24 protein-coding genes and 1 tRNA gene are annotated in these 23,471 nt (G+C 64.2%); 7 read left to right on the top strand and 18 right to left on the bottom strand.

Features of this window, described 5'->3' with window-relative positions:
- Window positions 1-65 precede the first annotated feature (65 nt).
- Window positions 66-142: transfer RNA gene (locus tag F3H41_RS00785), tRNA-Pro, on the top strand.
- A gap of 212 nt (window positions 143-354) precedes the next feature.
- On the opposite strand, the gene F3H41_RS00780 is transcribed toward F3H41_RS00785, so the two are convergent.
- Complete coding sequence (locus tag F3H41_RS00780) at window positions 355-2,973, bottom strand: response regulator (RefSeq protein ID WP_149738152.1); 2,619 nt, start codon at window positions 2,971-2,973, stop codon at window positions 355-357.
- Between the two features lie 219 nt (window positions 2,974-3,192).
- Between F3H41_RS00780 and F3H41_RS00775 the strand changes: the two genes are divergently transcribed.
- Window positions 3,193-3,600 (top strand): cupin domain-containing protein, encoded by a 408-nt coding sequence (locus F3H41_RS00775; protein ID WP_149736692.1) that lies wholly within the window; start codon window positions 3,193-3,195, stop codon window positions 3,598-3,600.
- Between the two features lie 33 nt (window positions 3,601-3,633).
- Here F3H41_RS00775 and F3H41_RS00770 read toward each other — a convergent pair whose 3' ends face one another.
- The 6 genes from F3H41_RS00770 to F3H41_RS00745 all read right to left on the bottom strand — a co-directional run bounded on the left by F3H41_RS00770 (window position 3,634) and on the right by F3H41_RS00745 (window position 8,162).
- Window positions 3,634-4,173, bottom strand: coding sequence for a MerR family transcriptional regulator (locus F3H41_RS00770; RefSeq protein ID WP_149736691.1), 540 nt, complete (start codon window positions 4,171-4,173; stop codon window positions 3,634-3,636).
- A gap of 161 nt (window positions 4,174-4,334) precedes the next feature.
- Window positions 4,335-4,673 (bottom strand): integration host factor subunit alpha, encoded by a 339-nt coding sequence (locus F3H41_RS00765; RefSeq protein WP_149736690.1) that lies wholly within the window; start codon window positions 4,671-4,673, stop codon window positions 4,335-4,337.
- Window positions 4,674-4,779: 106 nt separating this feature from the next.
- Entirely contained in the window at window positions 4,780-5,751 is a 972-nt protein-coding gene (locus F3H41_RS00760; RefSeq protein WP_149736689.1) for a beta-ketoacyl-ACP synthase III, read from the bottom strand.
- Window positions 5,752-5,755: 4 nt separating this feature from the next.
- Window positions 5,756-6,814 (bottom strand): phosphate acyltransferase PlsX, encoded by a 1,059-nt coding sequence (gene plsX / locus F3H41_RS00755; RefSeq protein WP_149736688.1) that lies wholly within the window; start codon window positions 6,812-6,814, stop codon window positions 5,756-5,758.
- A 197-nt stretch (window positions 6,815-7,011) separates the two neighbouring features.
- Window positions 7,012-7,569 (bottom strand): DUF177 domain-containing protein, encoded by a 558-nt coding sequence (locus tag F3H41_RS00750; protein WP_244616038.1) that lies wholly within the window; start codon window positions 7,567-7,569, stop codon window positions 7,012-7,014.
- A 56-nt stretch (window positions 7,570-7,625) separates the two neighbouring features.
- Window positions 7,626-8,162, bottom strand: a complete 537-nt coding sequence (locus F3H41_RS00745; protein WP_149736686.1) for a ubiquinol-cytochrome C chaperone family protein — start codon at window positions 8,160-8,162, stop codon at window positions 7,626-7,628.
- Window positions 8,163-8,299: 137 nt separating this feature from the next.
- Between F3H41_RS00745 and F3H41_RS00740 the strand changes: the two genes are divergently transcribed.
- Window positions 8,300-8,824 carry an outer membrane protein assembly factor BamE gene (locus F3H41_RS00740; RefSeq protein ID WP_149736685.1) on the top strand — a complete coding sequence of 175 codons (525 nt, stop codon included), beginning with the start codon at window positions 8,300-8,302 and terminating at the stop codon, window positions 8,822-8,824.
- Between the two features lie 122 nt (window positions 8,825-8,946).
- Here the strand turns inward: F3H41_RS00740 and F3H41_RS00735 are convergent, their stop codons facing one another.
- The 4 genes from F3H41_RS00735 to ribH all read right to left on the bottom strand — a co-directional run bounded on the left by F3H41_RS00735 (window position 8,947) and on the right by ribH (window position 13,475).
- Window positions 8,947-11,082, bottom strand: coding sequence for a sodium-translocating pyrophosphatase (locus tag F3H41_RS00735; RefSeq protein WP_149736684.1), 2,136 nt, complete (start codon window positions 11,080-11,082; stop codon window positions 8,947-8,949).
- Between the two features lie 196 nt (window positions 11,083-11,278).
- The gene (locus tag F3H41_RS00730; RefSeq protein WP_149736683.1) at window positions 11,279-12,529 is read right to left on the bottom strand and encodes an MFS transporter; all 1,251 of its coding nucleotides are present in this window, start codon (window positions 12,527-12,529) and stop codon (window positions 11,279-11,281) included.
- The gene (gene nusB / locus F3H41_RS00725; protein ID WP_149736682.1) at window positions 12,526-13,014 is read right to left on the bottom strand and encodes a transcription antitermination factor NusB; all 489 of its coding nucleotides are present in this window, start codon (window positions 13,012-13,014) and stop codon (window positions 12,526-12,528) included. Before nusB ends, F3H41_RS00730 begins: the two co-directional genes overlap by 4 nt.
- Window positions 13,014-13,475 (bottom strand): 6,7-dimethyl-8-ribityllumazine synthase, encoded by a 462-nt coding sequence (gene ribH / locus F3H41_RS00720; protein ID WP_149736681.1) that lies wholly within the window; start codon window positions 13,473-13,475, stop codon window positions 13,014-13,016. Before ribH ends, nusB begins: the two co-directional genes overlap by 1 nt.
- A 255-nt stretch (window positions 13,476-13,730) precedes the next feature.
- Between ribH and F3H41_RS00715 the strand changes: the two genes are divergently transcribed.
- Both F3H41_RS00715 and F3H41_RS00710 read left to right on the top strand, forming a co-directional pair.
- Window positions 13,731-14,252: a GNAT family N-acetyltransferase gene (locus F3H41_RS00715; RefSeq protein ID WP_149736680.1), complete on the top strand. Its 522-nt coding sequence runs from the start codon at window positions 13,731-13,733 to the stop codon at window positions 14,250-14,252.
- 261 nt (window positions 14,253-14,513) lie between these two features.
- On the top strand, window positions 14,514-14,861 hold the full coding sequence (locus F3H41_RS00710; protein ID WP_149736679.1) for a hypothetical protein: 348 nt from the start codon (window positions 14,514-14,516) through the stop codon (window positions 14,859-14,861).
- Between the two features lie 62 nt (window positions 14,862-14,923).
- Here F3H41_RS00710 and F3H41_RS00705 read toward each other — a convergent pair whose 3' ends face one another.
- The 7 genes from F3H41_RS00705 to F3H41_RS00675 form a co-directional block, all read right to left on the bottom strand.
- Window positions 14,924-15,547 carry a riboflavin synthase gene (locus tag F3H41_RS00705; protein ID WP_149736678.1) on the bottom strand — a complete coding sequence of 208 codons (624 nt, stop codon included), beginning with the start codon at window positions 15,545-15,547 and terminating at the stop codon, window positions 14,924-14,926.
- A complete protein-coding gene (gene ribD, locus F3H41_RS00700) occupies window positions 15,547-16,737 on the bottom strand; it encodes a bifunctional diaminohydroxyphosphoribosylaminopyrimidine deaminase/5-amino-6-(5-phosphoribosylamino)uracil reductase RibD (RefSeq protein WP_244616037.1) in 1,191 nt (396 codons plus the stop codon). Before ribD ends, F3H41_RS00705 begins: the two co-directional genes overlap by 1 nt.
- Window positions 16,734-17,207, bottom strand: a complete 474-nt coding sequence (gene nrdR / locus F3H41_RS00695; protein ID WP_149736677.1) for a transcriptional regulator NrdR — start codon at window positions 17,205-17,207, stop codon at window positions 16,734-16,736. Before nrdR ends, ribD begins: the two co-directional genes overlap by 4 nt.
- Before the next feature lie 20 nt (window positions 17,208-17,227).
- The gene (gene glyA, locus F3H41_RS00690; RefSeq protein ID WP_149736676.1) at window positions 17,228-18,523 is read right to left on the bottom strand and encodes a serine hydroxymethyltransferase; all 1,296 of its coding nucleotides are present in this window, start codon (window positions 18,521-18,523) and stop codon (window positions 17,228-17,230) included.
- A gap of 328 nt (window positions 18,524-18,851) precedes the next feature.
- Window positions 18,852-20,180 carry a L,D-transpeptidase family protein gene (locus tag F3H41_RS00685; RefSeq protein ID WP_149736675.1) on the bottom strand — a complete coding sequence of 443 codons (1,329 nt, stop codon included), beginning with the start codon at window positions 20,178-20,180 and terminating at the stop codon, window positions 18,852-18,854.
- Window positions 20,181-20,557: 377 nt separating this feature from the next.
- Window positions 20,558-21,079, bottom strand: coding sequence for a MarR family winged helix-turn-helix transcriptional regulator (locus F3H41_RS00680; RefSeq protein WP_149736674.1), 522 nt, complete (start codon window positions 21,077-21,079; stop codon window positions 20,558-20,560).
- Window positions 21,080-21,208: 129 nt separating this feature from the next.
- Window positions 21,209-21,646 (bottom strand): DUF6163 family protein, encoded by a 438-nt coding sequence (locus F3H41_RS00675; protein ID WP_149736673.1) that lies wholly within the window; start codon window positions 21,644-21,646, stop codon window positions 21,209-21,211.
- A 220-nt stretch (window positions 21,647-21,866) separates the two neighbouring features.
- On the opposite strand from F3H41_RS00675, the gene hemB reads away from it, so the two are divergent.
- Window positions 21,867-22,880 carry a porphobilinogen synthase gene (gene hemB / locus F3H41_RS00670; RefSeq protein WP_149736672.1) on the top strand — a complete coding sequence of 338 codons (1,014 nt, stop codon included), beginning with the start codon at window positions 21,867-21,869 and terminating at the stop codon, window positions 22,878-22,880.
- 105 nt (window positions 22,881-22,985) lie between these two features.
- On the top strand, window positions 22,986-23,450 hold the full coding sequence (locus F3H41_RS00665; protein ID WP_149736671.1) for an RDD family protein: 465 nt from the start codon (window positions 22,986-22,988) through the stop codon (window positions 23,448-23,450).
- Window positions 23,451-23,471: the final 21 nt, after the last annotated feature.

Below are 23,471 nucleotides of genomic sequence, written 5' to 3'. Positions count from 1 at the left end.
GGCCGATTTTCCGCTTGCAGGCCAGCGGCGAACAGACTAGTGCAATCAGGCCCCGCGGGGCACGTCGGAATGTAGCGCAGCCCGGTAGCGCACTTGACTGGGGGTCAAGGGGTCGTCGGTTCAAATCCGGCCATTCCGACCATTCAAGCTCATCGCGAGCTTGCTGGTCTCAATCGTCTGAAATCGCAGTGTCTTTTCGCCACCCTTGCCGATGGACGGCACGGCGTTTTCGCGCCTTGGCGAGGGAATCGATGCCGCCAAGGTATCCGCCGTCAAGTCGGCAACGGCCTTCGTCGGTCTACAGATCTCTAGACCTTGACTGTCAAACGCATCCCGCAAGAGCGACGCAAGTGTTCACGCGCCCGACGCAAACACCTTTGTCAACGCCGCTTCCAGCTCCGTCTCGCCATAGGGCTTGGTCACGATGACGGCGGTCGCCGGAAGGCCTGCGGAGGCGCGGTCCTGGCCGGTCGCGTAGATGACCGGCAGATCCTGACGGCGGCGGGTGATTTCCGCAATGAGGTCAGCGCCATCCATATCCGGCAGGCCGAGATCGCTGATCACCGCTTCGATGGCAGGATTGGCGAGCGCAGCGAGCGCCTCGGTGCCATTCCTGGCCTCGATCACGGTATGGCCGAGCGTTTCCAGCATTTCCGCCGTATTGATCCGGATCAGCCCGTCATCCTCGACAAGCAGGATCGTGCGCCCTGTGACGCCGTGGGCATCGGCAGGCGGCTGCGGGGCGGCCTCATTGGCCGTTGGCGCGGAATCGGCTGGATGGGATGGATCGGGAGCGTCCTTCTGCCCACGTGCCGGGCGCTGGTTCAGCACGGCACGGACCTTCCGGGCCAGCGCCTCGCGCGTATAGGGTTTCGACAGAAGCTCGACGCCGGCATCGAGGCGCCCGCCATGCACGATGGAGTTTTCCGTGTAGCCAGAGGTGTAGAGCACGGCGAGATCGGGCTGGCGCTCGCGGGCCATGCGCACAAGTTCGGTGCTCTTCAGCTTGCCGGGCATCACGACGTCGGTGAAGACCATGTCGATGGGCATGCCCGCCTCGATGACCACGAGCGCGGCATCGGCATTCGGCGCCTTCAGCACGGCATAGCCAAGCTCGCCCAGCATTTCGACCACCGTGGCGCGGACGTTGTCATCATCCTCCACCACGAGGATAGTCTCGCTGCCGCCGACGATGGGGCCGGCCTGCAAGGGTACCTCCCGGTCCTCGCCGGCATGGGCGCGCGGCAGGTACATCTTCACGGTCGTGCCATGGCCGACTTCGCTGTAGATCTTCACATGGCCGCCGGACTGCTTGACGAAGCCGAAGACCATGGAAAGGCCAAGGCCCGTTCCCTTGCCTTCCGCCTTGGTGGAAAAGAACGGTTCGTAGACACGTTCGAGAATATCGGGGGCAATGCCGGAGCCCGTATCGGTGACGCTCAGCACCACGTACTGGCCGGGCGTGACATCGTCATGCCGCAGCACATAGGCATCGTCGAGAAAGGCATTGCCGACCTCGATGGTCAGACGCCCCTGCCCGTCCATGGCATCGCGCGCGTTGATGGCAAGGTTGAGCACGGCGTTTTCCACCTGCGCCGGATCGGCAAAGCAGTTCCACAGGCCGCCGGCAACGATCGTCTCGATCTCGACGGCATCGCCGATCGAGCGGCGCAGCATGTCGTCCATGTCGCGCACGAAGCGGCCGATATTGATGACCTTGGGATCGAGCGCCTGGCGGCGACCGAACGCAAGGAGCTGACTGGCCAGCTTGGCGCCGCGATTGACGCCGGCCAGCGCATTGGCGACCCGCTTTTCCGCCTTCTCGCTGCCGGCGATATCGCGCAGGAGAAGCTGCAGGTTGCCGCTGATGACCTGCAGCAGGTTGTTGAAGTCGTGGGCCACACCGCCGGTCAACTGGCCGATGATCTCCATCTTCTGGGCGTGCTGCAGGCGTCGCTCCGTCTCCTGCCGCTCGGCGATCTCGGCGGCGACGCGGGCTTCCAGCGTCTCGTTCAGGTGGCGCAGTTGCTCTTCGGCGCGCTGGCGATGGCGCACCTGGCGCTCGAGGTCCTCGGCATGCTCGCGCAACTGCGTCTCCGCCGTGGCGCGGGCCTCTTCCAGCCGCTTGCGGTCCTCGATGTCGATGATGAGCACGTAGACGCCTTCGATGACGCCCTTGTCGTCGCGGCGCGGGATATAGCGTATCTCGGCGTTGCGGGCGCTACCATCGGGGCGGCGGATGAGGTTGTCGGTGACGACGGTCTCGCCGGCCATGGCGCGGTCGATCAGCGGCTTGCGATTCTCGAAATAGCCCCTGCCGATCACCTCCTCGACATGCCGGCCGACAACCTCGTCCGGCGTCTTCCCGAACCATTCGAGGTAGGCGTCGTTCGCGAAGCGATAGATGAAATCGATGTCGACGAAACCCACGAGGATTGGCAGGGCGCTTGTCAGGCGTGCCAGTTCCAGACGGCTGGCCGCCAGTTGCTGCTGCGCCTTGAAACGGTCGGTGTTTTCAAGAACGGTGCACAGCACGCCATCGATACGGCCGTCGAGATCGTAGATGGGCGTATAGAAGAGGTCGAAGATGACGGTCTCAGGAAAGCCGTTGCGGTTCAGCACCATCGGCTGGTCACGAAACCCCTGGACCTCGCCGTGAAAGCCCGCTTCGAGGATGGCGCGGTTCCAGTCCCAGATTTCCGGCCAGATCGCGCTGACTGTGCCGCCGAGGGCGCGGGGGTGGTTCTCCCCGGCAATCTCGATGTAGCCGTCATTGTAGAGCATGACATTGTCGGGTCCCCACATCAGAACCTGGGGGATCGGCGAATTGACGATCGAGTTGATCTTGATCTTGAGATGCGGCGGCCAGTCTGAGATCGGGCCGAGCGATGTCTTCGACCAGTCGAAACGGCGTGTCAGGTCACCCATCACGCCGCCACCAAGCGGCCAGTTCGCCGGCCTTTCAAGCCCCATGTCGCTCACAGGACCCATCCCGTGCGTGCGCCGCTACCCCATGCCATGTCGTCTGCCCCGTCCCTTTGCCGGCGAAAGCTCTTCGCTTTTCGCCCGCCTTTGCCGCGCGCCCCATCACAAGGCACGCGACTTCCCCTTCGAACTGATTGGTGTCACACAGTTGCTTGATATGGCGCTGGTTTTGCGTCTGCCAAGTGGTGAAAAACAAGGAGAATGAAAATGGAGATCCGCCGCAATGGTTCCATTCCGCATGTGCCGGGGCCGGAGGGCTGGTTCACGGGCGAGACGCGCATGGAGCCGCTCTTCGCCGCCAACGAGGCACGCCCCTTCGCGAGCGCGGCCGTCACCTTCGCGCCGGGCGCGCGCACGGCCTGGCACACACATCCGCTCGGACAGACTTTGATTGTGACCGCCGGGCTTGGCTGGGTCCAGAGGGACGGCGGGCCGGTCGAGGAAGTCCGTCCCGGCGACGTCATCTGGTTCGAGCCGGGCGAGCGGCACTGGCATGGCGCCGCGGCCACGACGGCCATGACACACATTGCCATTCACGGTCTGCTCGACGGCAAGAGCGTCGATTGGATGGAACCGGTGAGCGAGGCCGACTATCAAGCCGGAAGCAAGGGCTGAGCGTCCCGCCGCCGCCGCGCCCGCGACACGCCGTCAGCGGACCTGATCGAGCAGGCGCTTGCATTCCAGGAGATCGTAGAGCGCTTCCTGGAGCAGCGCGCGATCTTCCTTGCCGACGGAGGATTTGCCGAGCGAGATTTCGGACATGTCGTCCTGCGCCTGCGGGCCGAAACCAAAGAAGCGCCGCGTCGCCGGCGTCTTGGCGCGCCCGACGATCTGGTCCTCCTCCGAAAGGCCTGCCTTCGGCGCCGGTGGCTCCTCGTGAGTCGAGGCTGCGGCGAGCGCCTCCACGGTGGCGAGGTCGCCACTGGCGATCGCTGCGACGAAGCGGTTGCCATTGGTACGCAGCAGCTTCTGCACGCCCTTGATCGTATAGCCGTGATCGTAGAGAAGATGGCGGATGCCCTTCAGCAGATCCACATCCTCGGGCCGATAATAGCGCCGGCCGCCGCCGCGTTTCATCGGCTTGATCTGCTGGAACCGCGTCTCCCAGAATCGCAGCACGTGTTGCGGCAGATCGAGATCGTCTGCCACCTCACTGATGGTGCGAAACGCGTCCGGGCTCTTTTCCATCGGGTCCTCGTCAATCCTGACCGCTGGCGCAAACAGCGGCGCCGCCAGACTCACGTCATGGCGTCGGGCATCCGCATGATTGCACGAATCGTGGCTATTTCAACGAGTTGTTCGCAGGATTTCAACCGCTTTTACACATGTCTGCGGCGGCCAAACCGCATTCAGGGCTGCGGCGCGGCCGGCTTCTGCTTCGCCTTGCGGGCAAGATGCGCCTTCAAAACGCGCTGCTTGAGCACGTTGGACGCCTTGAAGGTCATGACGCGGCGGGGAGAGATCGGCACTTCCTCGCCGGTCTTCGGATTGCGGCCGATCCGCTCGTTCTTGTCGCGCACCTGGAAGGTCGCGAAGGAGGACAGCTTGACGCTCTCCCCCCGGACGATGGCGTTGCAGATTTCATCGATGACCGTCTCGACCAGCTCAGCCGATTCGGTGCGCGACAGGCCTACCTTGCGAAACACAGATTCAGCCAGATCCGCCCGCGTTACCGTCTTACCGCTCATCGTGTCACCGACTTTTCGATTATGATTGTCCCTGAAGGCCAAGACTATTGTCGTTGAACCGCCCGGTCAAGCACCGTGCAAGCATCTGTAGCATCATCGCTTTCGGCTACCAGCGCAGGAGAACCGAACCCCAGGTGAAACCGCCGCCCATGGCCTCGAGCATGACAAGGTCACCCGGCTTGATGCGACCGTCCGAGGCGGCGACGTTCAGCGCCAGCGGAATCGATGCGGCGGACGTGTTGCCGTGCTGATCGACGGTCACCACAACCTTCTCGGCGGGGATGCCCAGTTTCTTGGCCGAGGCGTCGATGATTCGCTTATTGGCCTGGTGCGGCACCAGCCAGTCGAGGTCGTCGGCCGTCATGCCGGTGGCGGTGAAGGCATCATCAATGACATCGGTGATCATGCCGACGGCATGTTTGAAAACCTCGCGGCCTTCCATGCGCAGGTGCCCCACCGTGCCGGTCGAGGAGGGCCCGCCATCCACATAGAGCTTTTCCTTGTGGGCGCCGTCGGAGCGGAGCTTGGCGGTCAAGATGCCGCGGTCGTCGTTTGTGCCCGCCTCTTCCACCGCTTCCAGCACGAGGGCGCCGGCACCGTCACCGAAGAGAACGCAGGTCGTGCGGTCGTTCCAGTCGAGGATGCGCGAGAAGGTTTCCGCGCCGATGACTAGCGCGCGCCTGGCAAGGCCGCCCCGCAGATAGGCGTCCGCTGTCGTCACGGCATAGATGAAGCCGGTACAGACGGCCTGCACGTCGAAGGCCGCGCCGTGATGCATGCCGAGGCGGTTCTGGATGTTGACGGCGGTGGCCGGAAAGGTGTTGTCGGGCGTCGAGGTGGCACAGATGATGATGTCGATGTCGGCGGGCGTCAGGCCGGCGCGGTCGAGCGCTGCACGCGCAGCGGCCTCGCCGAGCGATGCGGTGGTTTCGCCCTCGCCGGCGATGTAGCGCTGGTGAATGCCGGTACGCTGGACGATCCACTCGTCCGACGTCTCCACCATGCCTTCCAGCTCTTTGTTTGTCAGGACGCGCTTCGGGAGCGCGGCTCCGAAGCCTCTGACGACGGAACGAATCATCACATCAAACCTCGTTGGCCATGTCGCTCGCAGCATCGTCTTCGAGCGCGGCAACATGAAGTCTTTGCAAATCGTTTTCGATCTTGGCCTTCAAGCCGTTGCGCACCATGTCGTAGGCGACATCGACGGCGGCGGCGACGCCTTCGGCATCCGTGCCGCCATGGCTCTTGATGACGATGCCATTGAGGCCGAGGAACACGGCGCCATTGACCTTGCGCGGGTCCATCTTCTCGCGCAGCCGGTCGAAGGCGCCCTTGGCGAGGAGATAGCCGAGCTTGGCCATCAGGGTCCGCGACATGGCGGCGCGCAGGTATTCGGCGATCTGGCGGGCCGTGCCTTCGGCGGATTTCAGCGCGATATTCCCGGAAAAGCCTTCGGTGACCACGACATCGACCGTACCGCGGCCGATGTCGTCGCCTTCAACGAAGCCGTAATAATCGATATTGTCGAGATTGGCCTCGCGCAGCAGGCGGCCGGCCTCCTTGACCTCTTCCTGGCCCTTGATTTCCTCGACCCCGACATTGAGCAGGCCGAGCGTCGGGCGATCCACTTCGAAGAGCGCCCGTGCCATGGCGCCGCCCATCAGGGCGAAGTCCATCAGTTGGCGCGCATCGGCGCCAATGGTCGCGCCGACATCGAGCACGATGCTCTCGCCCTTCAGCGTCGGCCAGACGGCGGCAAGCGCCGGGCGCTGGATACCGGGCATGGTGCGCAGGCAGAACATCGACATGGCCATCAGCGCACCGGTATTGCCGGCGGAGACGACGACATCCGCGGCCCCGGTGTTCACCGCGTCGATCGCCTGCCACATGCTGGACTTGCCCCGGCCGCGGCGCAGGGCCTGGCTGGGTTTTTCGTCCATGGCAATGGCCAGTTCACTGGCATGAACCGTACTCGCAGCCTTCAGCTTCGGAAACTGTTCCAGAAGCGGCAGCATCTCGGCCTCGATGCCGAACAGCGAAAAGCGGATGTCGGGATGGCGTTCGAGCGCGCGCGCGGCCCCCGGCATAACGACCTTCGGGCCGAAGTCGCCGCCCATCACATCGAGAGAAATTCTCACCACGCGTGTCTGTTCCTTATTGCCCGCTGCTGCGCCGGCCACCCCTTGGCAGATGAAGCGCAGGCCGGCCGTGGGTCGGTGTCGGAGGCCAGCAGGAGTGCGGCCGGCCGAGGGGGCTCAAGCCGCGCCAAAATACCGCTTTTCATCCGGCTGACAACCCAATTGTCTTGTCGCCCGCGGACACGGGGTCCGGAGGGCTTTCAACCCTTGTCCTTGGCCTTGAGACCCTGGAGAACGGCAAAGGGATTGGGCTTCTTGTCGTCTGCGACGGTGCTTTCGATGCGCTCGCCGAAGCTCGCCCCCGGTTTGCGCGGATAGGGATCGATGGCGAGCGCCACCTGCTCGGCCACCGCTGCGCCGACATCGATCGAATCGCCGGTGAAGAGTTCGGGCATGTCCGGACCGTCGGGATCGAGAATCATCTCGCCGGAATCATTGGCGGGAATCCGGGCGAGCTTGGAGCCTTCAGGCACGAAGATCACCTCGACCTCCTCCCTGATATCGGAGACGACCGGCTCCAGCGTAAGGACGCAGGCCTGCACGATGCGGGCGCGCACTTCGCCCTTCATCTTCACCCCGTCCCTTTTCCACCGCGTCAATTGCAGCGAGGCCTCGAGCTTTTCGACAGCTTCGATTTCCCAGAAGCCGGCGAGCGCCGCACGCTCCTTCTCATCGGCCTTCAGCGATATGGAGACGGGATTGGCCGAGATGTGGCCGACGCGCACGTCCCAGGCAAAGGGGACCTTGATGTCCTTCATCGTGTTCTTCCTTTTCATCAGGACGCGTTCGTCGGGGCGGTTTGACCGGACCAACCTCAGGCGGCGGGCGGCGCCACGACGCGGCCATGCTCGACATCCTCTTCCGGCAGCGCAGAAAACACCGTTTCCACCCGCATCAGATAGGAAGCGAGCCCCGCCATGTCAGGGGCTGCATCGCCCTCTTCCGGATGCATGTTGCGGGAAAGCGCGGCGGCCAGCGCCTGAAGGTCGCTCGCATCCATCGCTTTGGCATAGGATTCCAGCCGCCCGTAGAACATGCCGGCAAATTTCTTCATGCGCTTGGGGACCGAGACGTCGCCAACGCCAAGCTCGCGGATGGAGTGATCCATATCCTCGAAGAAGGCGTCGATAATCTCCTGGGCAATTTCCTGGCCGCTGCGTGCGGAGGAACGGGTGCGGCGGAAATAGACGATCAGCATCGCGGCGATCATCTCGAAGCGCCCCATCACCGTATCCGGCACGCCGAGCGCCTCGTAAAGGTGCGGCTGGCGCGCTGCGGCGGTCAATTCGGCATATTGCCGTTCCACGATCACACGATTGCCGGCTTTCTTGCCGAAGAGTCCGAAAATCATCACAATTGCCCGGCTTTGGATATCCAGAAATTAAAAGCCTTGATGTCCGCCGTGTTGCATGAAGGCTGAAGCTGGTTTACCGAAGCAGGCACGAAATGCAATGGCGGGAAAGCCGCTGCGGTTCAGGGGAGATGTTCTTGACGGAACACATTATCAAGTCGAACGGATCGGTTCTGCGTACATTCGCCGTTGCCTCCCTTTGCGCCCTTTCACTGTCTGCTTGCAATGCCAGCTCCATGCTCGGCAGCGGCACTGGCGCACTTGGCACTGGCGAGACCCTGCATCAGGGCTATGTGGTGGACGAACAGACGCTGGCGCTCGTACCGGTCGGCTCCAGCCGCGAACAGGTGCTGCTGTCGCTCGGCACGCCGTCCACGACGGCGACCTTCGATCACGAGGTGTTTTTCTACATCTCCCAGACGCGCAAACGCCCGGTTGCCTTCATGAAGCCGCAGCTCGTCGATCAAAGCGTGCTGACGATCTATTTCGACAAGGATGGCAATGTCGGCCGCATTGCCAACTACACACTGAAGGACGGCAAGCCCTTCGACATGGTGACGCGCACCACGCCGACCGGCGGCAAGGAACAGACCTTCCTCGGCCAGCTTCTTTCCGGCGGCGCCGGCAAGGGCATCACGCGTTCGATCCTCGAAGGCATTTGAGACGGCTCAACACCGCACACCAAGGAAAACCGCGAAGCGCAAGCCTCGCGGTTTTTTCTTGGTTGAACATCCTTGCCGAGCCGCCCCGCCCCGTCACGGCGCGATGCGGGCCGCCAGAGGCCTCAGGCGAGAACCGCCAGCAGCAGCAGGGCCACGATGTTGGTGATCTTGATGGCGGGATTGACCGCCGGGCCGGCCGTGTCCTTGTAGGGGTCGCCGACCGTGTCGCCGGTGACGGAGGCCTTGTGGGCATCCGATCCCTTCATGTGCCTGGTGCCGTCCTTGTCGACGAAACCGTCCTCGAAGCTCTTCTTCGCATTGTCCCAGGCGCCGCCGCCCGAGGTCATGGAGATCGCGACGAAGAGACCGTTGACGATGACGCCAAGCAGAGAAGCGCCGAGCGCGGCAAAGGCCGAGGCCTTTGAACCGGAGATGGCGAGCACGCCGAAATAGACGACGATGGGCGCCAGCACCGGCAACAGCGAGGGCACGATCATCTCGCGAATCGCCGCCTTGGTGAGCAGGTCGACGGCGCGGCCGTAATCCGGCTTGACCTTGCCTTCCATGATACCCTTGTTTTCGCGGAACTGGCGGCGCACCTCCTCGACGATCGAGCCCGCCGCACGGCCGACGGCCGTCATGGCAATGCCGCCGAAGAGGTAGGGCACGAGGCCGCCGAAGATCAGGCCGGCGACGACATACGGGTTGGAGAGGTCGAAGGAGATGGTGCCGACATCCGCGAAATAGGGATAGCGGTCGCCATTGGCCGCGAAATAGGCAAGGTCGTTCGAATAAGCTGCAAAGAGCACCAGCGCACCGAGACCGGCCGAGCCGATCGCGTAACCCTTGGTGACGGCCTTTGTTGTATTGCCGACGGCGTCGAGCGCGTCGGTGGACTTGCGCACCTCCGGCGGGAGATGGGACATTTCCGCGATGCCGCCGGCATTGTCGGTGACAGGGCCGAAGGCGTCGAGCGCGACGATCATGCCGGCAATGCCGAGCATGGCGGTGACGGCGATGCCGGTGCCGAAGAGCCCGCCGAGCTGGTAGGTGGCGATGATGCCGCCGACGATGACGATGGCCGGAAGCGCCGTCGATTCCAGAGACACCGCAAGGCCCTGGATGACGTTGGTGCCGTGCCCCGTAACGGAGGCCTGGGCGATGGAGTTGACCGGGCGCTTGTTGGTGCCGGTGTAATATTCGGTGATGATGACGATCAGCGCCGTCACGACGAGGCCGAGAATGCCGCAAATAAAGAGGTTGGCTCCGGTGATTTCCTTGCCGGCGACGGTGCCGATGGCGCCCCAGCCGATGGTGAGCGAGGTGGCCGCGCCGAGGCCGACGATGGAGAGCACTCCGGTGACGATCAGCCCTTTGTAGAGGGCACCCATGATCGACCCGTTGGTGCCGAGCTTGACGAAGAATGTGCCGACGATCGACGTGATGATGCAGGTCGCGCAGATCGCCAGCGGATAGCTCATGGCGGTCGCGAGCGCCGGGGTGCCGGCAAAGAAGATGGCGGCGAGCACCATGGTGGCGACGATGGAGACGGCATAGGTCTCGAAGAGGTCGGCGGCCATGCCGGCGCAGTCGCCGACATTGTCGCCCACATTGTCGGCGATGGTGGCGGGGTTGCGCGGATCGTCTTCCGGAATGCCAGCTTCGACCTTGCCGACGAGGTCGCCGCCGACGTCAGCGCCCTTGGTGAAGATGCCGCCACCAAGGCGGGCGAAGATGGAGATCAGCGAGGCACCAAAGCCGAGCGAGACGAGCGCGTCGATGACCTCACGGCTGTCGGCTGCGTGACCGAGGCCTTCGGTGAGCACGAGGTAATAGATGGCAACGCCGAGAAGGGCGAGGCCGGCGACCAGCATGCCGGTGATGGCGCCGGACTTGAAGGCGATGTCGAGACCGGCGGAAAGGCTCACGGACGAGGCCTGCGCGGTGCGGACATTGGCGCGGACCGACACATGCATGCCGATGAAGCCGGCGGCGCCCGAGAGCACGGCGCCGATCAGGAAGCCAAGCGCGGCGGTTGCCGACAGCAGCAGCCAGGCCGCGACGAAGACGACCGCGCCGACGATGGCGATGGTCATGTACTGACGCGTGAGATAGGCCTGCGCCCCCTCACGGATAAAACCTGCAATTTCCTGCATGCGGGCGTTGCCCTGGTCGGCGGCAAGCACCGACTGCGTTGCCCAGATGGCATAGACCACCGACAGCAACCCGCATGCGATTACGCCCAGAAGAATGGTCATAGTCGCACTTACCTCCGTAAGGGCGTGCGGCGCGCATCGGGCCGTCCGCCCTGCTCCCGTTCCCGGGGCTCCGCCTCCTCAAGCGGTTCTGGCCTCCGGTGGCCGGAGAGTGCGGGCGCGAATCGGCGCCGTCAAGCCCGCGCCCGGTGCTTCACATGACGTTCGTATGAATTTTCACTCTTGCGCGAGGCGCGCGTCAGCTTGAAGCCGAAAGACGACGGGATTTGCTGCTAATATGCAGAAATCCAAGCAGAAGCAGGCACAGGATCGACACCGGCCAGACGACCGCATTCAGCCAGTCCCAGCCATAGGCTGTCAAAACGCGCCCCGAAGCGAAGGAGGCGGTGGCGACCGTGGTGAAGAGGATGATGTCGTGGAAGGCCTGCACCTTGTCGGCCTCTTCCGGCCTGTAGCTGGAGGCGACGATGGCGGTGGCGCCGATGAAACCGAAGTTCCAGCCGATGCCGAGCAGGATCAGCGATCCCCAGAAATTCCATAGTTCGATGCCTGCATGGGCCACCGCCGCGCAGGCCATCAGCACCACGAAGCCGGCCGCGACCACCCGCTCGGCACCGAAGCGCGCAATGATGCGGCCCGTGACGAAGCTCGGGGCGAACATGGCCAGCACGTGCCACTGGATGCCGAGCGTTGCCATGTCGGACGAGAACCCGCAGCCGACCACCATGGCGATCGGTGCACCCGTCATCATGAATGTCATCAGCGCGTAGGCCGATATGCCGCAGACCATGCCGGTGACGAAGCGCAGCGACGTGACGATCTCGGACAAGGGGCGTGCTGGCCCCTGCCCTGCGACAGGCTGGGCGCCCGGCGCCGGCAGATCGACCATGGCGAAGAAGACGATGGCGGTCAGAAAGAGCGGCGAGAGAACGATGAGCGCGCCGGCAAAGGTGACGGGCTCGAAAAGGTCTTTGGCAAGAATGACGATCTGCGGGCCGAGCACCGCGGAGATGACGCCGCCCGCCAGGATCCAGGAGATGGCCTGCGGTTTATAGAAGGAGGGCGAGGCATCGGCCGCGGCAAAGCGGATCTTCTGCGCAAAGCCGCCCGACAGGCCGATGGCGAGAAGACCTGCGGCAAACAGCCAGAAGTCCTGCCGGAACAGCGCGATGGCGGCGATCAGGGCGCCCGCCATGCCAAGCGTCGCGCCGGCCATGAAGGCGAGCTTGCGGCCGGCAAAACGCGACAGCAGCGCGACGAGGATCGTGCCGATGGCGACGCCGATATTGTAGCCCGTCAGCGGTGCCGTCGCGAGCGCCTTGTCGGGTCCGAGCAGCTGGTAGCCCGCCACGCCCCCGATCGAGAAGGCCACCGGGCCGGCCGTGCCGAGGATGGACTGGGCGGCGGCCAGGCAATAGACGGTTCGGCGCGCTGTGGCGAAGCCCTCGACCGAAGCGGGGCTCGTGGCTGTCGCGCCGCCGGCCGTCATTTGCGCGGTTCTCCCCGCACGGTCTTGGCGACGCGGTCGAGCACCGCATGGACCAGCTTCGGCTCGTCTTCCTCGAAGAAGGCCTTGGCGATCTCGACATATTCCGTGACGATGACGGCGACCGGAACGTCCTTGCGCTCCAGAATCTCGAAGACGCCCGACCGCAGGATGGCGCGCACGGTGGAATCGATGCGCGACAGGGCCCAGTCGTCCTGCAGCGCCGAGGCGATCAGCGGGTCCAGCTTGCGCTGGTCGCGCACGACACCGGCGACGATCGACTTGAACCAGGAGGCATCGGCCTTGAGGTAGGTATCGCCATCGATTTCGCGGCCGAGGCGGTGTTCCTCGAATTCCGCGACGATCTCGATGACGCCCGTACCGCTGATCTCCATCTGGTAGAGGGCCTGCACGGCAGCAAGGCGCGCGGCGCCACGCTGGTTGACCTGCTTGACGGTCGGTTCGGGCTTGGCGTTTTCCGACGACATCAGATCTCTCCGGCGAACTTCTGCTTGATGGCGATCATGGCGAGCGCGGCGCGGGCGGCGGCGCCACCCTTGTCCATCTCGCTCTTGCGCGCGCGGGCCCAGCCCTGGGCTTCGTTTTCGACGGTCTGGATGCCATTGCCGAGCGCCAGACTCTCGCTCACGGCCAGATCCATCAGGGCACGGCAGCTCTCATTGGCGACGACGTCGAAATGGTAGGTCTCTCCGCGCATGATGACGCCGAGCGTGACAAAACCGTCATAGGCGACAACGCCTTCATCGGCCCCATCGAGCGCCATGGCAATGGCCGGCGGGATTTCCAGAGCACCCGGAACAGTCACGACGTCATAAGTGGCGCCGGCGGCCTGAAGCGCGCTGGTTGCGCCCTCCAGCAGGGCATCGGCCATGCCTTCCCAGTAGCGGGCCTCGACGATGAGCAGATGGGGGTTGTCGCTCTCAGACATGAAATCACCTTGCGGGAAACGCGAAAAGGGCCGGATCATCACCCGGCCGTGTGGCGCGGTCAAACCATGCCCGCCGGCGAATGGCAAGCCTTTTCCGCAGCGCGCGCCCGCATGGCACCCCTGCGGTGACTGCATCAAAGGCGTGCCCTGCCCGCCCAAACTTGCCTTCCGGCGCGGCGCCGTGCACCTTTGGCCGACAAAGTTGATTCCCGGTCGCCGACATCCCTTCCGGCCGGCCACAGACATTGGAGCAGCATGCAGGCCACCGTTCCCCAGATCGAGACCGAGCGTCTGATCCTGCGCCCCTACCGTCGGGATGACTTTACCCCCTACGCCGCGCTCTTTGCCGATGCCACGGTGACGCGCTTCATCGGCGGCGTTCCCTTCTCCCGCGAACAGGCCTGGACGCGATTCCTGCGGCAGGTGGGCATGTGGCACTATTTCGGTTTCGGCTTCTTCGCGCTGCAGGACAAGGAGAGCGGCGCCTTCATCGGCGAGGCCGGTTTTCACGACCTGCACCGGGTGATCGTGCCCTCGCTGGAAGGCACGATGGAGACGGGCTGGGCGCTTTCGCCGCGCGCCGCCGGACGGGGCCTTGCAACGGAAGCGGTGGCCGCAGCATTGCGATGGGCCGAGCAGCAGTTTCCCAACATGAAGCGCACCTGCATCATCGACCTTGAAAACCTTGCCTCCTTGCGCGTTGCCGCGAAGCTTCAGTTCCACGAGGTCAAGCGCACCACCTATCACGGCGCCAACGTTCTCATTTGTGAACGATGATCCATCCTTGGAGAGGCATGCAGAGCGCTGCCGCGCCGTGCGTTTGATGGACAATTTGTAACGAAAATCCAGCGCCTTGCACCCTTTTCAAGGCGACCGTTGCGCCTAAATCTACCGGTGTCGACGGCGACGGGGAAGACCCGCCGCACCGCCGAAGACATCAACCCCCGGCCTTCCCTGACGCTCTCGCGCCATCGAGACCAGACCGTAACCGGACGCCCGAGAGCTGGCGCCGGAGCGGTGAAGCTATGGAGACGTATCATGAACGGGATCGCAAAACTGACCGCCGTCGTTGTCCTGACCGGCATGCCCTTTTCCGGCGCTGCCTATGCCGCCATGGAGCCGGCACAGCAGCAGGTGGACCAGACGGTCGCCCACTTCAAGGGCGACAATATCAATATCCAGGAACTCGGCTGGGTCACCCAGAGCGCGTTCGACGAAGACGGCAGCATGGCCCAGCAGACGCCGGCGGAAACCGCCAAGTTCCAGCAGGCGCTGGCCAGCAACCCGCAGCTGGTGCGTCAGCTCAAGGCCCGCAATGTCGAGATCGGCAATGTGGTGGGCGCCGACCAGGCCGCCGATGGCAGCCTGACCTTCTACCTGCGCTGATCGCGTCAGGAACGACGCTGTAAGCCCCTGCCCTTGCCGGGCGGGGGCTTTTCGTTTGTGGATCAGGCTTCCGGCTTCGGCGCCGGGAATTCGGCCAGACGCGCCGCATAACGCGCCATCGTATCGACCTCGAAATTGACGCGATCGCCCGCCTTACGCTCGCCCCAGGTGGTGACCTCCAGCGAATGGCGGATCAGGAGCACGTCGAAATCCGTGCCGGAGACGGCGTTGACTGTGAGCGACGTGCCATCGAGCGCGACCGAGCCCTTCGGCGCCACGAAGCGCGCGAGATGGGCGGGAGCGCGCAGGCGAAAGCGCGTGGCATCGCCCTCGGCGGTGACGGAGAGAATCTCGGCGCGGTCATCGACATGCCCGGAGACGAGATGGCCGCCGAGTTCATCGCCGATCTTCAGCGAGCGCTCCAGGTTGATGCGCGTACCCGGGCCCCAGGTGCCGATGGTGGTCAGGCGCAGCGCTTCCTCCCAGGCTTCCACTTCGAACCAGCGGGCATTGTCCCCGGCCTCCGGCAGGCGCGTGACGGTGAGGCAGACGCCGGAGCAGGCGATAGACGCGCCGATGTCGATGCCGGCGGGATCGTACCGCGTTTCAATGCGCAGGCCGACGCCGTGATCGAGGGGCGTTGCGGCGGCGACGGTGCCGAGGTCGGTGACAATGCCGGTGAACATCAAAGGGCCCTTTCGTAGAGGTCGAGGCGATCCTGGCCGAGCATGCGGGAGGCGCTGAGGGCAAAGCCCTCCGGTATGTGGTCGCGCGTCACAGGCGCTGCAATGCCGCCCGCACCGATGACTCGCGGCGCGGTGAAGAGCGCGATGCGGTCGACGAGCCCGGCCGCGAGGAAATCAGCCGCGACGCGCGCCCCGCCTTCGATGAACAGCGAGGCGATGCCGCGCGCTGCAAGGGTCGTGAGAAGCGTGGCTGGCGCGTCCGGATCGCTCTCCACGACCTCGACACCCTCCGCCTCCAGCGCGGCGCGGCGCATGGCGCGCGCGGCATCGCGTGCGAGCGCGGCCACCGCATCGGCGGAGCGTGGATCCGTCTCGGCGTCCGACGGACGTTTGCCGGTGACGATCATCACCGGCACGTCGCGCGCGGTCGCGACCAGCTTCGAGGCGACGGGCAGTTCGAGGCGCTTGTCGAGCACGATGCGGTGCGGCGAGCGATGCTGCATGCCGGGAATGCGGCAGGTCAGCAGCGGATCATCGGCAACGGCCGTTCCCGCGCCGATCAGGATGGCGTCGGAGCGCGCGCGCCAGGTCTGCACGCGGGCCCGCGCCTGCGGCCCCGTGATCGGCACCTGGCCATCACCAAGGCGGCCGATCATGCCATCGGCGGAGACGGCAAGCTTCAGGGTGACGAGCGGACGGCCCTGGCGCTGGCGGCGCAAATAGGCATCGAGGGCGCGTTCGCCCTCCTCTTCCAGCACGCCGGTCACCACCTCGATACCGGCCTGGCGCAGCAGCGCAAAGCCGCGGCCGCTGACGCGCGGATCGGGATCGGTGACGGAGACGACGACGCGCGAAACGCCGGCGGCAATGAGAGCGTTGACGCAGGGCGGCGTCTTGCCGTGATGGGAGCACGGTTCGAGCGTCACATAGACTGTCGCGCCGCGGGCGCGCTCACCCGCCATGTCCAGTGCTTCGGTTTCGGCATGGGGACGACCGCCGACGGCGGTCACGGCGCGGGCAACAACCGCGTCGCGGCCATCGGCGCCGCTGGCGACGATGAAGCAGCCGACGGAGGGGTTCGCGCCGGTGCGGCCGGTGTTGCGGGCCGCGCGCCGCAAGGCGGCTGCCATCCAGTGCGCATCGCGTTCGGCCATGCGCCCGGCATCGCTATCGAAGGCCATCACGCTCATTTGCCGGGATCGCGGGCGATCTTGGCGGAGATTTCGGCGATCACCTTCTCGAAGTCTTCGGCATGGGAGAAATCGCGGTAGACCGACGCGTAGCGCACGAAGGCCACGTCATCCAGGCTCTTCAGCGCTTCCAGCACCTGAAGGCCGATCTCTTCGGAGGGAATTTCCGTCTCGCCGACGCTTTCCAGCCGCCGCACGATGCCGGAAACGGCGCGGTCGATGCGGTCGCGCTCGACGGGGCGCTTGCGCAGCGCGATCTCGAAGGAGCGCTGCAGCTTGTCCCGGTCGAAAGGCACCTTCCGACCGGATTTCTTGACAATGACGAGTTCACGCAGTTGCACCCGCTCGAAGGTGGTGAAGCGACCGCCGCAATCCGGGCAGATGCGACGGCGGCGGATGGCATTGCCATCCTCCGCCGGACGCGAGTCCTTCACCTGACTGTCTTCCGAGCCACAATAGGGGCAGCGCATGAACCGTCCTTCGTCCCCGATTACATGTAGGGGTACATGGGGAAGCGGTCGGTGAGCGACACGACCTTTTCGCGCACGCCCGCCTCGACGGCTGCGTTGCCTTCGTCGGAATTGGCGACCTTGAGGCCGTCGAGCACTTCGACGATCAGGTTGCCGATTTCGGCAAATTCCGCTTCCTTGAAGCCGCGCGTCGTGCCAGCCGGCGTGCCGAGACGGATGCCGGAGGTGACGAACGGCTTTTCGGGATCGAAGGGGATGCCGTTCTTGTTGCAGGTGATGTAGGCGCGGCCGAGGCCGGCTTCCGCCCGCTTGCCCGTGGCGTTCTTCTTGCGGAGGTCGACCAGCATCAGGTGGTTGTCGGTGCCGCCCGAGACGATGTCGAGGTTCTGCTTGATGAGCGTATCGGCCAGCGCCTTGGCATTCTTGACGACCTGAGCGGCGTAGTCCTTGAACTCCGGCTGCAGCGCCTCGCCGAATGCGACGGCCTTGGCGGCGATGACATGCATCAGCGGGCCGCCCTGGAGGCCCGGGAAGACGGCCGAGTTGAACTTCTTGGCCAGATCCTCGTCATTCGTCAGGATCATGCCGCCGCGCGGGCCGCGCAGAGACTTGTGGGTCGTCGACGTCGCAACATGGCAATGCGGGAAGGGCGAGGGATGCTGGCCACCGGCGACGAGACCGGCAATATGCGCCATGTCGACCATGAGATAGGCGCCGACCGAATCGGCGATCTCGCGGAAACGCTTCCAGTCCCAGATGCGGGAATAGGCGGTGCCGCCGGCGATGATCAGCTTCGGCTTGTGCTGCTCGGCCTTCCTGGCGACATCGTCCATGTCGAGCTGGTGGTCGTCTTCGCGCACGCCGTAGGACACGACGTTGAACCACTTGCCGGACATGTTGACCGGCGAACCGTGGGTCAGGTGACCGCCCGAGTTGAGGTCGAGGCCCATGAAGGTGTCGCCCGGCTGCAGCAGCGCGAGGAAGACAGCCTGGTTCATCTGCGAACCGGAATTCGGCTGCACGTTGGCGAAATTGACGCCGAACAGCTTCTTGGCGCGCTCGATGGCGAGTTCTTCGGCTATATCGACGAACTGGCAGCCGCCGTAGTAGCGCTTGCCCGGATAGCCCTCGGCATACTTGTTCGTCATGATCGAGCCCTGCGCTTCCAGAACGGCGCGCGAGACGATGTTTTCAGAGGCGATCAGCTCGATCTCGTGGCGCTGGCGACCCAGCTCCTTTTCGATGGCGCCGAAGATCTCCGGATCGCTCTCGGCAAGCGGGCGGGTGAAGAAAGGGGACTTGTTGTCGGCAAGCATCGCGAGACACTCCTCTTGGTGGGTGACAGGGTCTTTAACTTCCTGACACGCCAAGAGCAAGTTCCGCTGTGCCGATTGCGCCATTTCGCAGCAGCCGCGCGCCTGCGACACGATCGCTTAAAACGCGATGAGTCGCATCTTCGGGGAAAGACGCGACTGCCAGACTGCACACAGCTGTGCAAGGTTTGCCGCCGTCATGGTCGGGCTTGACCCGACCATCAATAAGGCAAACGCCATGCTCGCAGCTGTGGATCCTTGGGTCGAGCCCGAGGTTGACGGAGTGAACCAAGCTGCCCTTGAAGCCCTCGAAAGGCCAATGGCCCTCTTTTTACTGCGCGAGCGGCAGCTGCTCGATGGCGCCGGCCGATTGCTCGATGCCGGTGGTGGTCTGCAGCGCAAGCTGCTGGTCGCCATCCATCTGGTAGATATCGTCGCGGAACTGCACGACGCCGTCCATCACCGACCAGGCCGTGATGTACTTGAAGTAGACGGGCACCTCGACGGCCAGCTTGATCGGCGTGTTGTTGCCGGCACGGATCGTCGCCTCGATCTGCTGGCGGGTCCAGCCGGGCGTGTCGCGCAGGAGCCAGACGGTGAGGTCGCGCACGTTCTGCACGCGCACGCAACCCGAGCTTTCGAAGCGGGCGAGCTTGTTGAACAGGCCCTGCTGCGGCGTGTCGTGCATGTATTCGTTGTTCGGGTTGTGGAAGTTGATCTTCGTCGACGCCATGGCGTTGGTCTTGCCGGGGTCCTGGCGGAAGGTCAGGTTCGGCGCCTTTTCGGCGTTCCAGTCGATCGTCTCGGGCGCGACTTCGTTGCCGCTGCCGTCGATGAGACGGATCGAGTTCTTGCTGAGGTAGGTCGGATCCTTGCGCATCAGCGGCACGATGTCTTTTTCGATGATCGAGCGCGGCGCAGTCCAGTAGGGATTGAGAATGACCTCGTAAATCTCGGAATTGATGATGTGGGTCGGGCGGGTGATGCGACCAACAACGGCGGTGTGACGCTGCACGACACGACCATTCTCGACAGCTTCGATGTAGGCGGCGGGAATGTTGACCACGACGTAGCGCTGGCCGAGATCGCCCGACATGGACTGCAGGCGCACGAGGTTGGTGTTGAGCTGGTTGAGGCGGACATCGGCGGAGATGTTCAGGGCCTTGACCGAGAATTCGCCGAGAACGCCGTCGGCCGGAAGACCGTGCCGTGCCTGGAAGCGCTTGACGGCACCGTCCACATAGCTGTCGAAGGCATTCGAAATGCCAGCTCCGCGCGGCAGGTCGCCGGAGATGATGAGGCGCTGGCGCAGTGCCTGGACGGCGGGATCGGAAACGCCGAGCTGCAGGGTGACCGGCGAATTGACCTGCGGCCACCCGCCGGAGGAAACGATCTGCTGGTACTGGGCAATCGCACTCTGGGTGTAGGTCAGCGTGTCCAGGCTGAAGATCGGGGTGTTGGACACCGTCGCCGTTGCCGTGCGCGAGGAGCCCTTGGCGTCGAACTGATCATCCCAGCTGCCGCGTGCGGGCGCATTGATGATGTCTTCCAGCGCCTGCTGGGCAGCGGCCGTGCCGGCCCAGGCGGCAGCGCCGAAGGTTGCGGCGCTGCGCAGGAAGGCGCGGCGCGAAACGGCTTCAATTCGAGATTTCTTCGACATGTTTCCTACCATCCGGGTCCGATAACGTCGCTTCGGCCCTATCATAAACAGGGTTAACAATTGTCCACCCCATAGCGCGGGCGGCCTTCACACACGCGTCACGTTCGCGCGAGCCTCCGCGTCATCTGCGAGCCGCATCGGGAGGGTGCGGATCGTGTCAGGCAATGCGGGTCATCCACTTTCCGGCTGTCACAGCAATATGGCCAAAGCGTGTTTCGGCGCGCTTGTATGGAGGTCGCATGGAAATGCTGCATCGGGCGTGGTGCGACGGCAACAAAAATGCCGCGTCCAGCGCAAAGCCCCCTTGAAAAACGCGATGGGCCCGCACGCAGCCTTTCGGCGCGCGGGGCCCTTCCCTCCCAGGAAACGGGATGCGTTTACAGGCGATAGGCGATCGAGTCGTTCCAGAAGCGGTCGAGGCGCTGCAGGAGCTTGTTCATCTGCGTGAACTCGTCCGTGCCGATGCCGCCGACCTTCTGGATCGAGCCGATGTGGCGGTCATAGAGCTTGGCGACCGTTTCGGCGATTTCCTGGCCGTTTTCCGTCAGGCTGATGCGGACCGCGCGGCGATCGACGCGGGAGCGCTGATGATTGATGAGACCGAGATCGACCAGCTTCTTGACGTTGTAGGAGACGTTCGAGCCGAGGTAGTAGCCGCGCGAGCGCAGTTCGCCGGCCGTCAGTTCGGAATTGCCGATGTTGAAGAGCAGCAGTGCCTGGACGGCATTGACGTCGTCGCGGCCCTGGCGGTCGAACTCGTCCTTGATGACATCGAGCAGGCGGCGGTGCAGGCGCTCGACGAGATGCAGGGATTCCATGTAGAGATTGCGGATCGCATCTTCGTGCGGGTCCTTGGGAGATGCAACCGGCTGCATTTTCAGCTTCGTGTTGGTGTTCATGGTCATGTGCCTCACTGTTTTGTTTGGCGGTGTCTGTTCTTCCCGCCTTGAGTGAGACCCTATCGAATGCACCTAAAATTCTACTTAAACCGCAGCCTTAACATGAGCTTACCAAAGACGATCAGGCAATCAGGGTGAATGAACCCTTGCGTCCCTCGCCTTCTTGTACCGTCCCCAGGCAAAGGCGGCCTGGAATGCGAGGAAGGTGAAGACGACGGCGCCGTGGGCGGCCAGAAGCAGCGGCTGTGTTCCGAAAACGGCGGGGTAGAACTCGAACATGGTCAGTTCCACCGCAGCGCCCAGCAGCCAGATCACAGGCCCCCAGGACACAAGCAGCCAGAGCCCGACGGCGGCCACAGGGAAGATGACAGCGAGCGCGGAGGCGGCGGCGCGCCAGGGCACCGGCAAAAGATCGAAACGCCCCTGCCCCTCGAAACTGTAGCCGATGAGCATGGCCCAGTAGGTCAGCCCGTACCAGAAGGCCGACAGGGCCACCATCCTCAGGAAGACCCCGAAGAGGATGTCGGTCAAGGACGGTTTCGGCACCTGGGCGGAATCAGGAAACATGGGCAGACAGTAGACCGAAGCTGCGTCGAATTGAAACGCCGGATGACGGGCATGACGGTTTCACGCCGCCATGGCCCATGCTAGACCCCGATGCGAGCGGAAGCGACTGCCCCGACATTCGATTGTCCTGGGCACCGCTTCCCGGCAACAGGCACAGCATCCGGCATACGCGCGTCCGTTTCGATCGTGCCGTCGATGCGCTGAACGGCAGGAGACGGCCATGGCGGACCCTTTCAATCTTGTGGATGACATTACCGGACACCGGCGCATGCGCCGCAACCGCAAGGCCGACTGGACGCGGCGGCTGGTGCGCGAGACCGCGCTTTCGGTCGATGATCTCATCTGGCCGATCTTCCTCGTTCCCGGCTCCGGCATCGTCGAGCCGATCGCGGCGATGCCCGGTGTCAACCGCATGAGCATCGACAAGGCCGTGGAAGCGGCGCGCGAGGCGGCCGATCTCGGGATTCCCGCCCTTGCCACCTTCCCCAATATCGAGATGCGCCTGCGCGACGAGACCGGTTCCAACAGCCTTGCGGCCGACAACCTCATCAATCTTGCGACACGCGCCATCAAGAAGGCGGTGCCGGAGATCGGCATCATCACCGATGTCGCCCTCGACCCCTTCACCAGCCATGGCCATGACGGCATCCTGCGCGGCGGCGAAATCGTCAATGACGAGACAGTCGCGGCGATTGCCCGCGCCGCCGTCATCCAGGCCGATGCCGGTGCCGACATCATCGCGCCGTCGGACATGATGGACGGGCGTATCGGCGCCATCCGCCGCGCGCTCGATGCCGCCGGTCACCAGCAGGTGGGCATCATGTCCTATGCGACCAAATTCGCCTCGGCCTTCTACGGCCCCTACCGCGAGGCGATCGGCACGGGCGGCCTGCTGAAGGGCGACAAGAAGACCTATTACATCGATCCGGCCAACGGCACGGAAGCGGTGCGCGACGCCGCCCTCGATGTTGAAGAAGGGGCCGACATGCTGATGGTCAAGCCCGGGCTTCCCTATATCGACATGTGCTGGCGCATCAAGGAAGCCTTCGGCCTGCCGGTCTTCGCCTATCAGGTCTCCGGCGAATATTCGCAGATCAAGGCCGCCGCCATGAATGGCTGGATCGACGGCGAAAAGGTGATGATGGAAACGCTGCTGGCCTTCAAGCGGGCCGGCTGCGACGGTATCCTGACCTATTTCGCGCTCGAGGTCGCGCGGCTTCTGGCGCGCCGCTGAGGCGGGTGAACGGAACGGCAAGCTGCCGTCTCCATTTGAATGCGGCTCCTCTTTTCAAGCGCCCCATCACCTCCCATATCATGGGGGTAACAAGGAGCCTGCGCCATGACGACCCCGATGACCCAAGTGAACCTGCCGAGCGAGGACTGGCGCGCCTATCGCGGCGTGCTCTGGCGCCGGGTGCTGGCCTTCGTTTTCGACTATGTGATGATCGCGATCCTGTGGGTTCCCGCAGCCTTTGTGGTGTTCTTCCTGGGCATCCTCACCTTCGGTCTCGGCTTCGCGCTCTATCCCGTGCTGTACTTCATCGTCGCGGTCTTTTATTTCGGCCTTTCGGTCGGCGGACGGTCACAGGCTTCGCCGGGCATGCGTATGATGGGCCTCCAGATCGCGCGGCTCGACGGCCAGCCGATCGACTTCATGCTGGCGATGGTTCACCTGGTGCTGTTCTGGATTGCCAATGCGGTTCTGACGCCGTTGGTGCTGCTGGTCGGTCTTTTCACCGATCGCGGTCGTCTGTTGCACGACCTCCTGATCGGCACCGTCACGGTGCGCCGCGATATCTACTGACGCAACTCCTCGCCTTTTCGC

It is taken from the genome of Rhizobium sp. RU20A (assembly GCF_900155885.1).
GTDB lineage: Bacteria > Pseudomonadota > Alphaproteobacteria > Rhizobiales > Rhizobiaceae > RU20A.
This window is presented reverse-complemented; position numbering and strand designations above follow the sequence as displayed.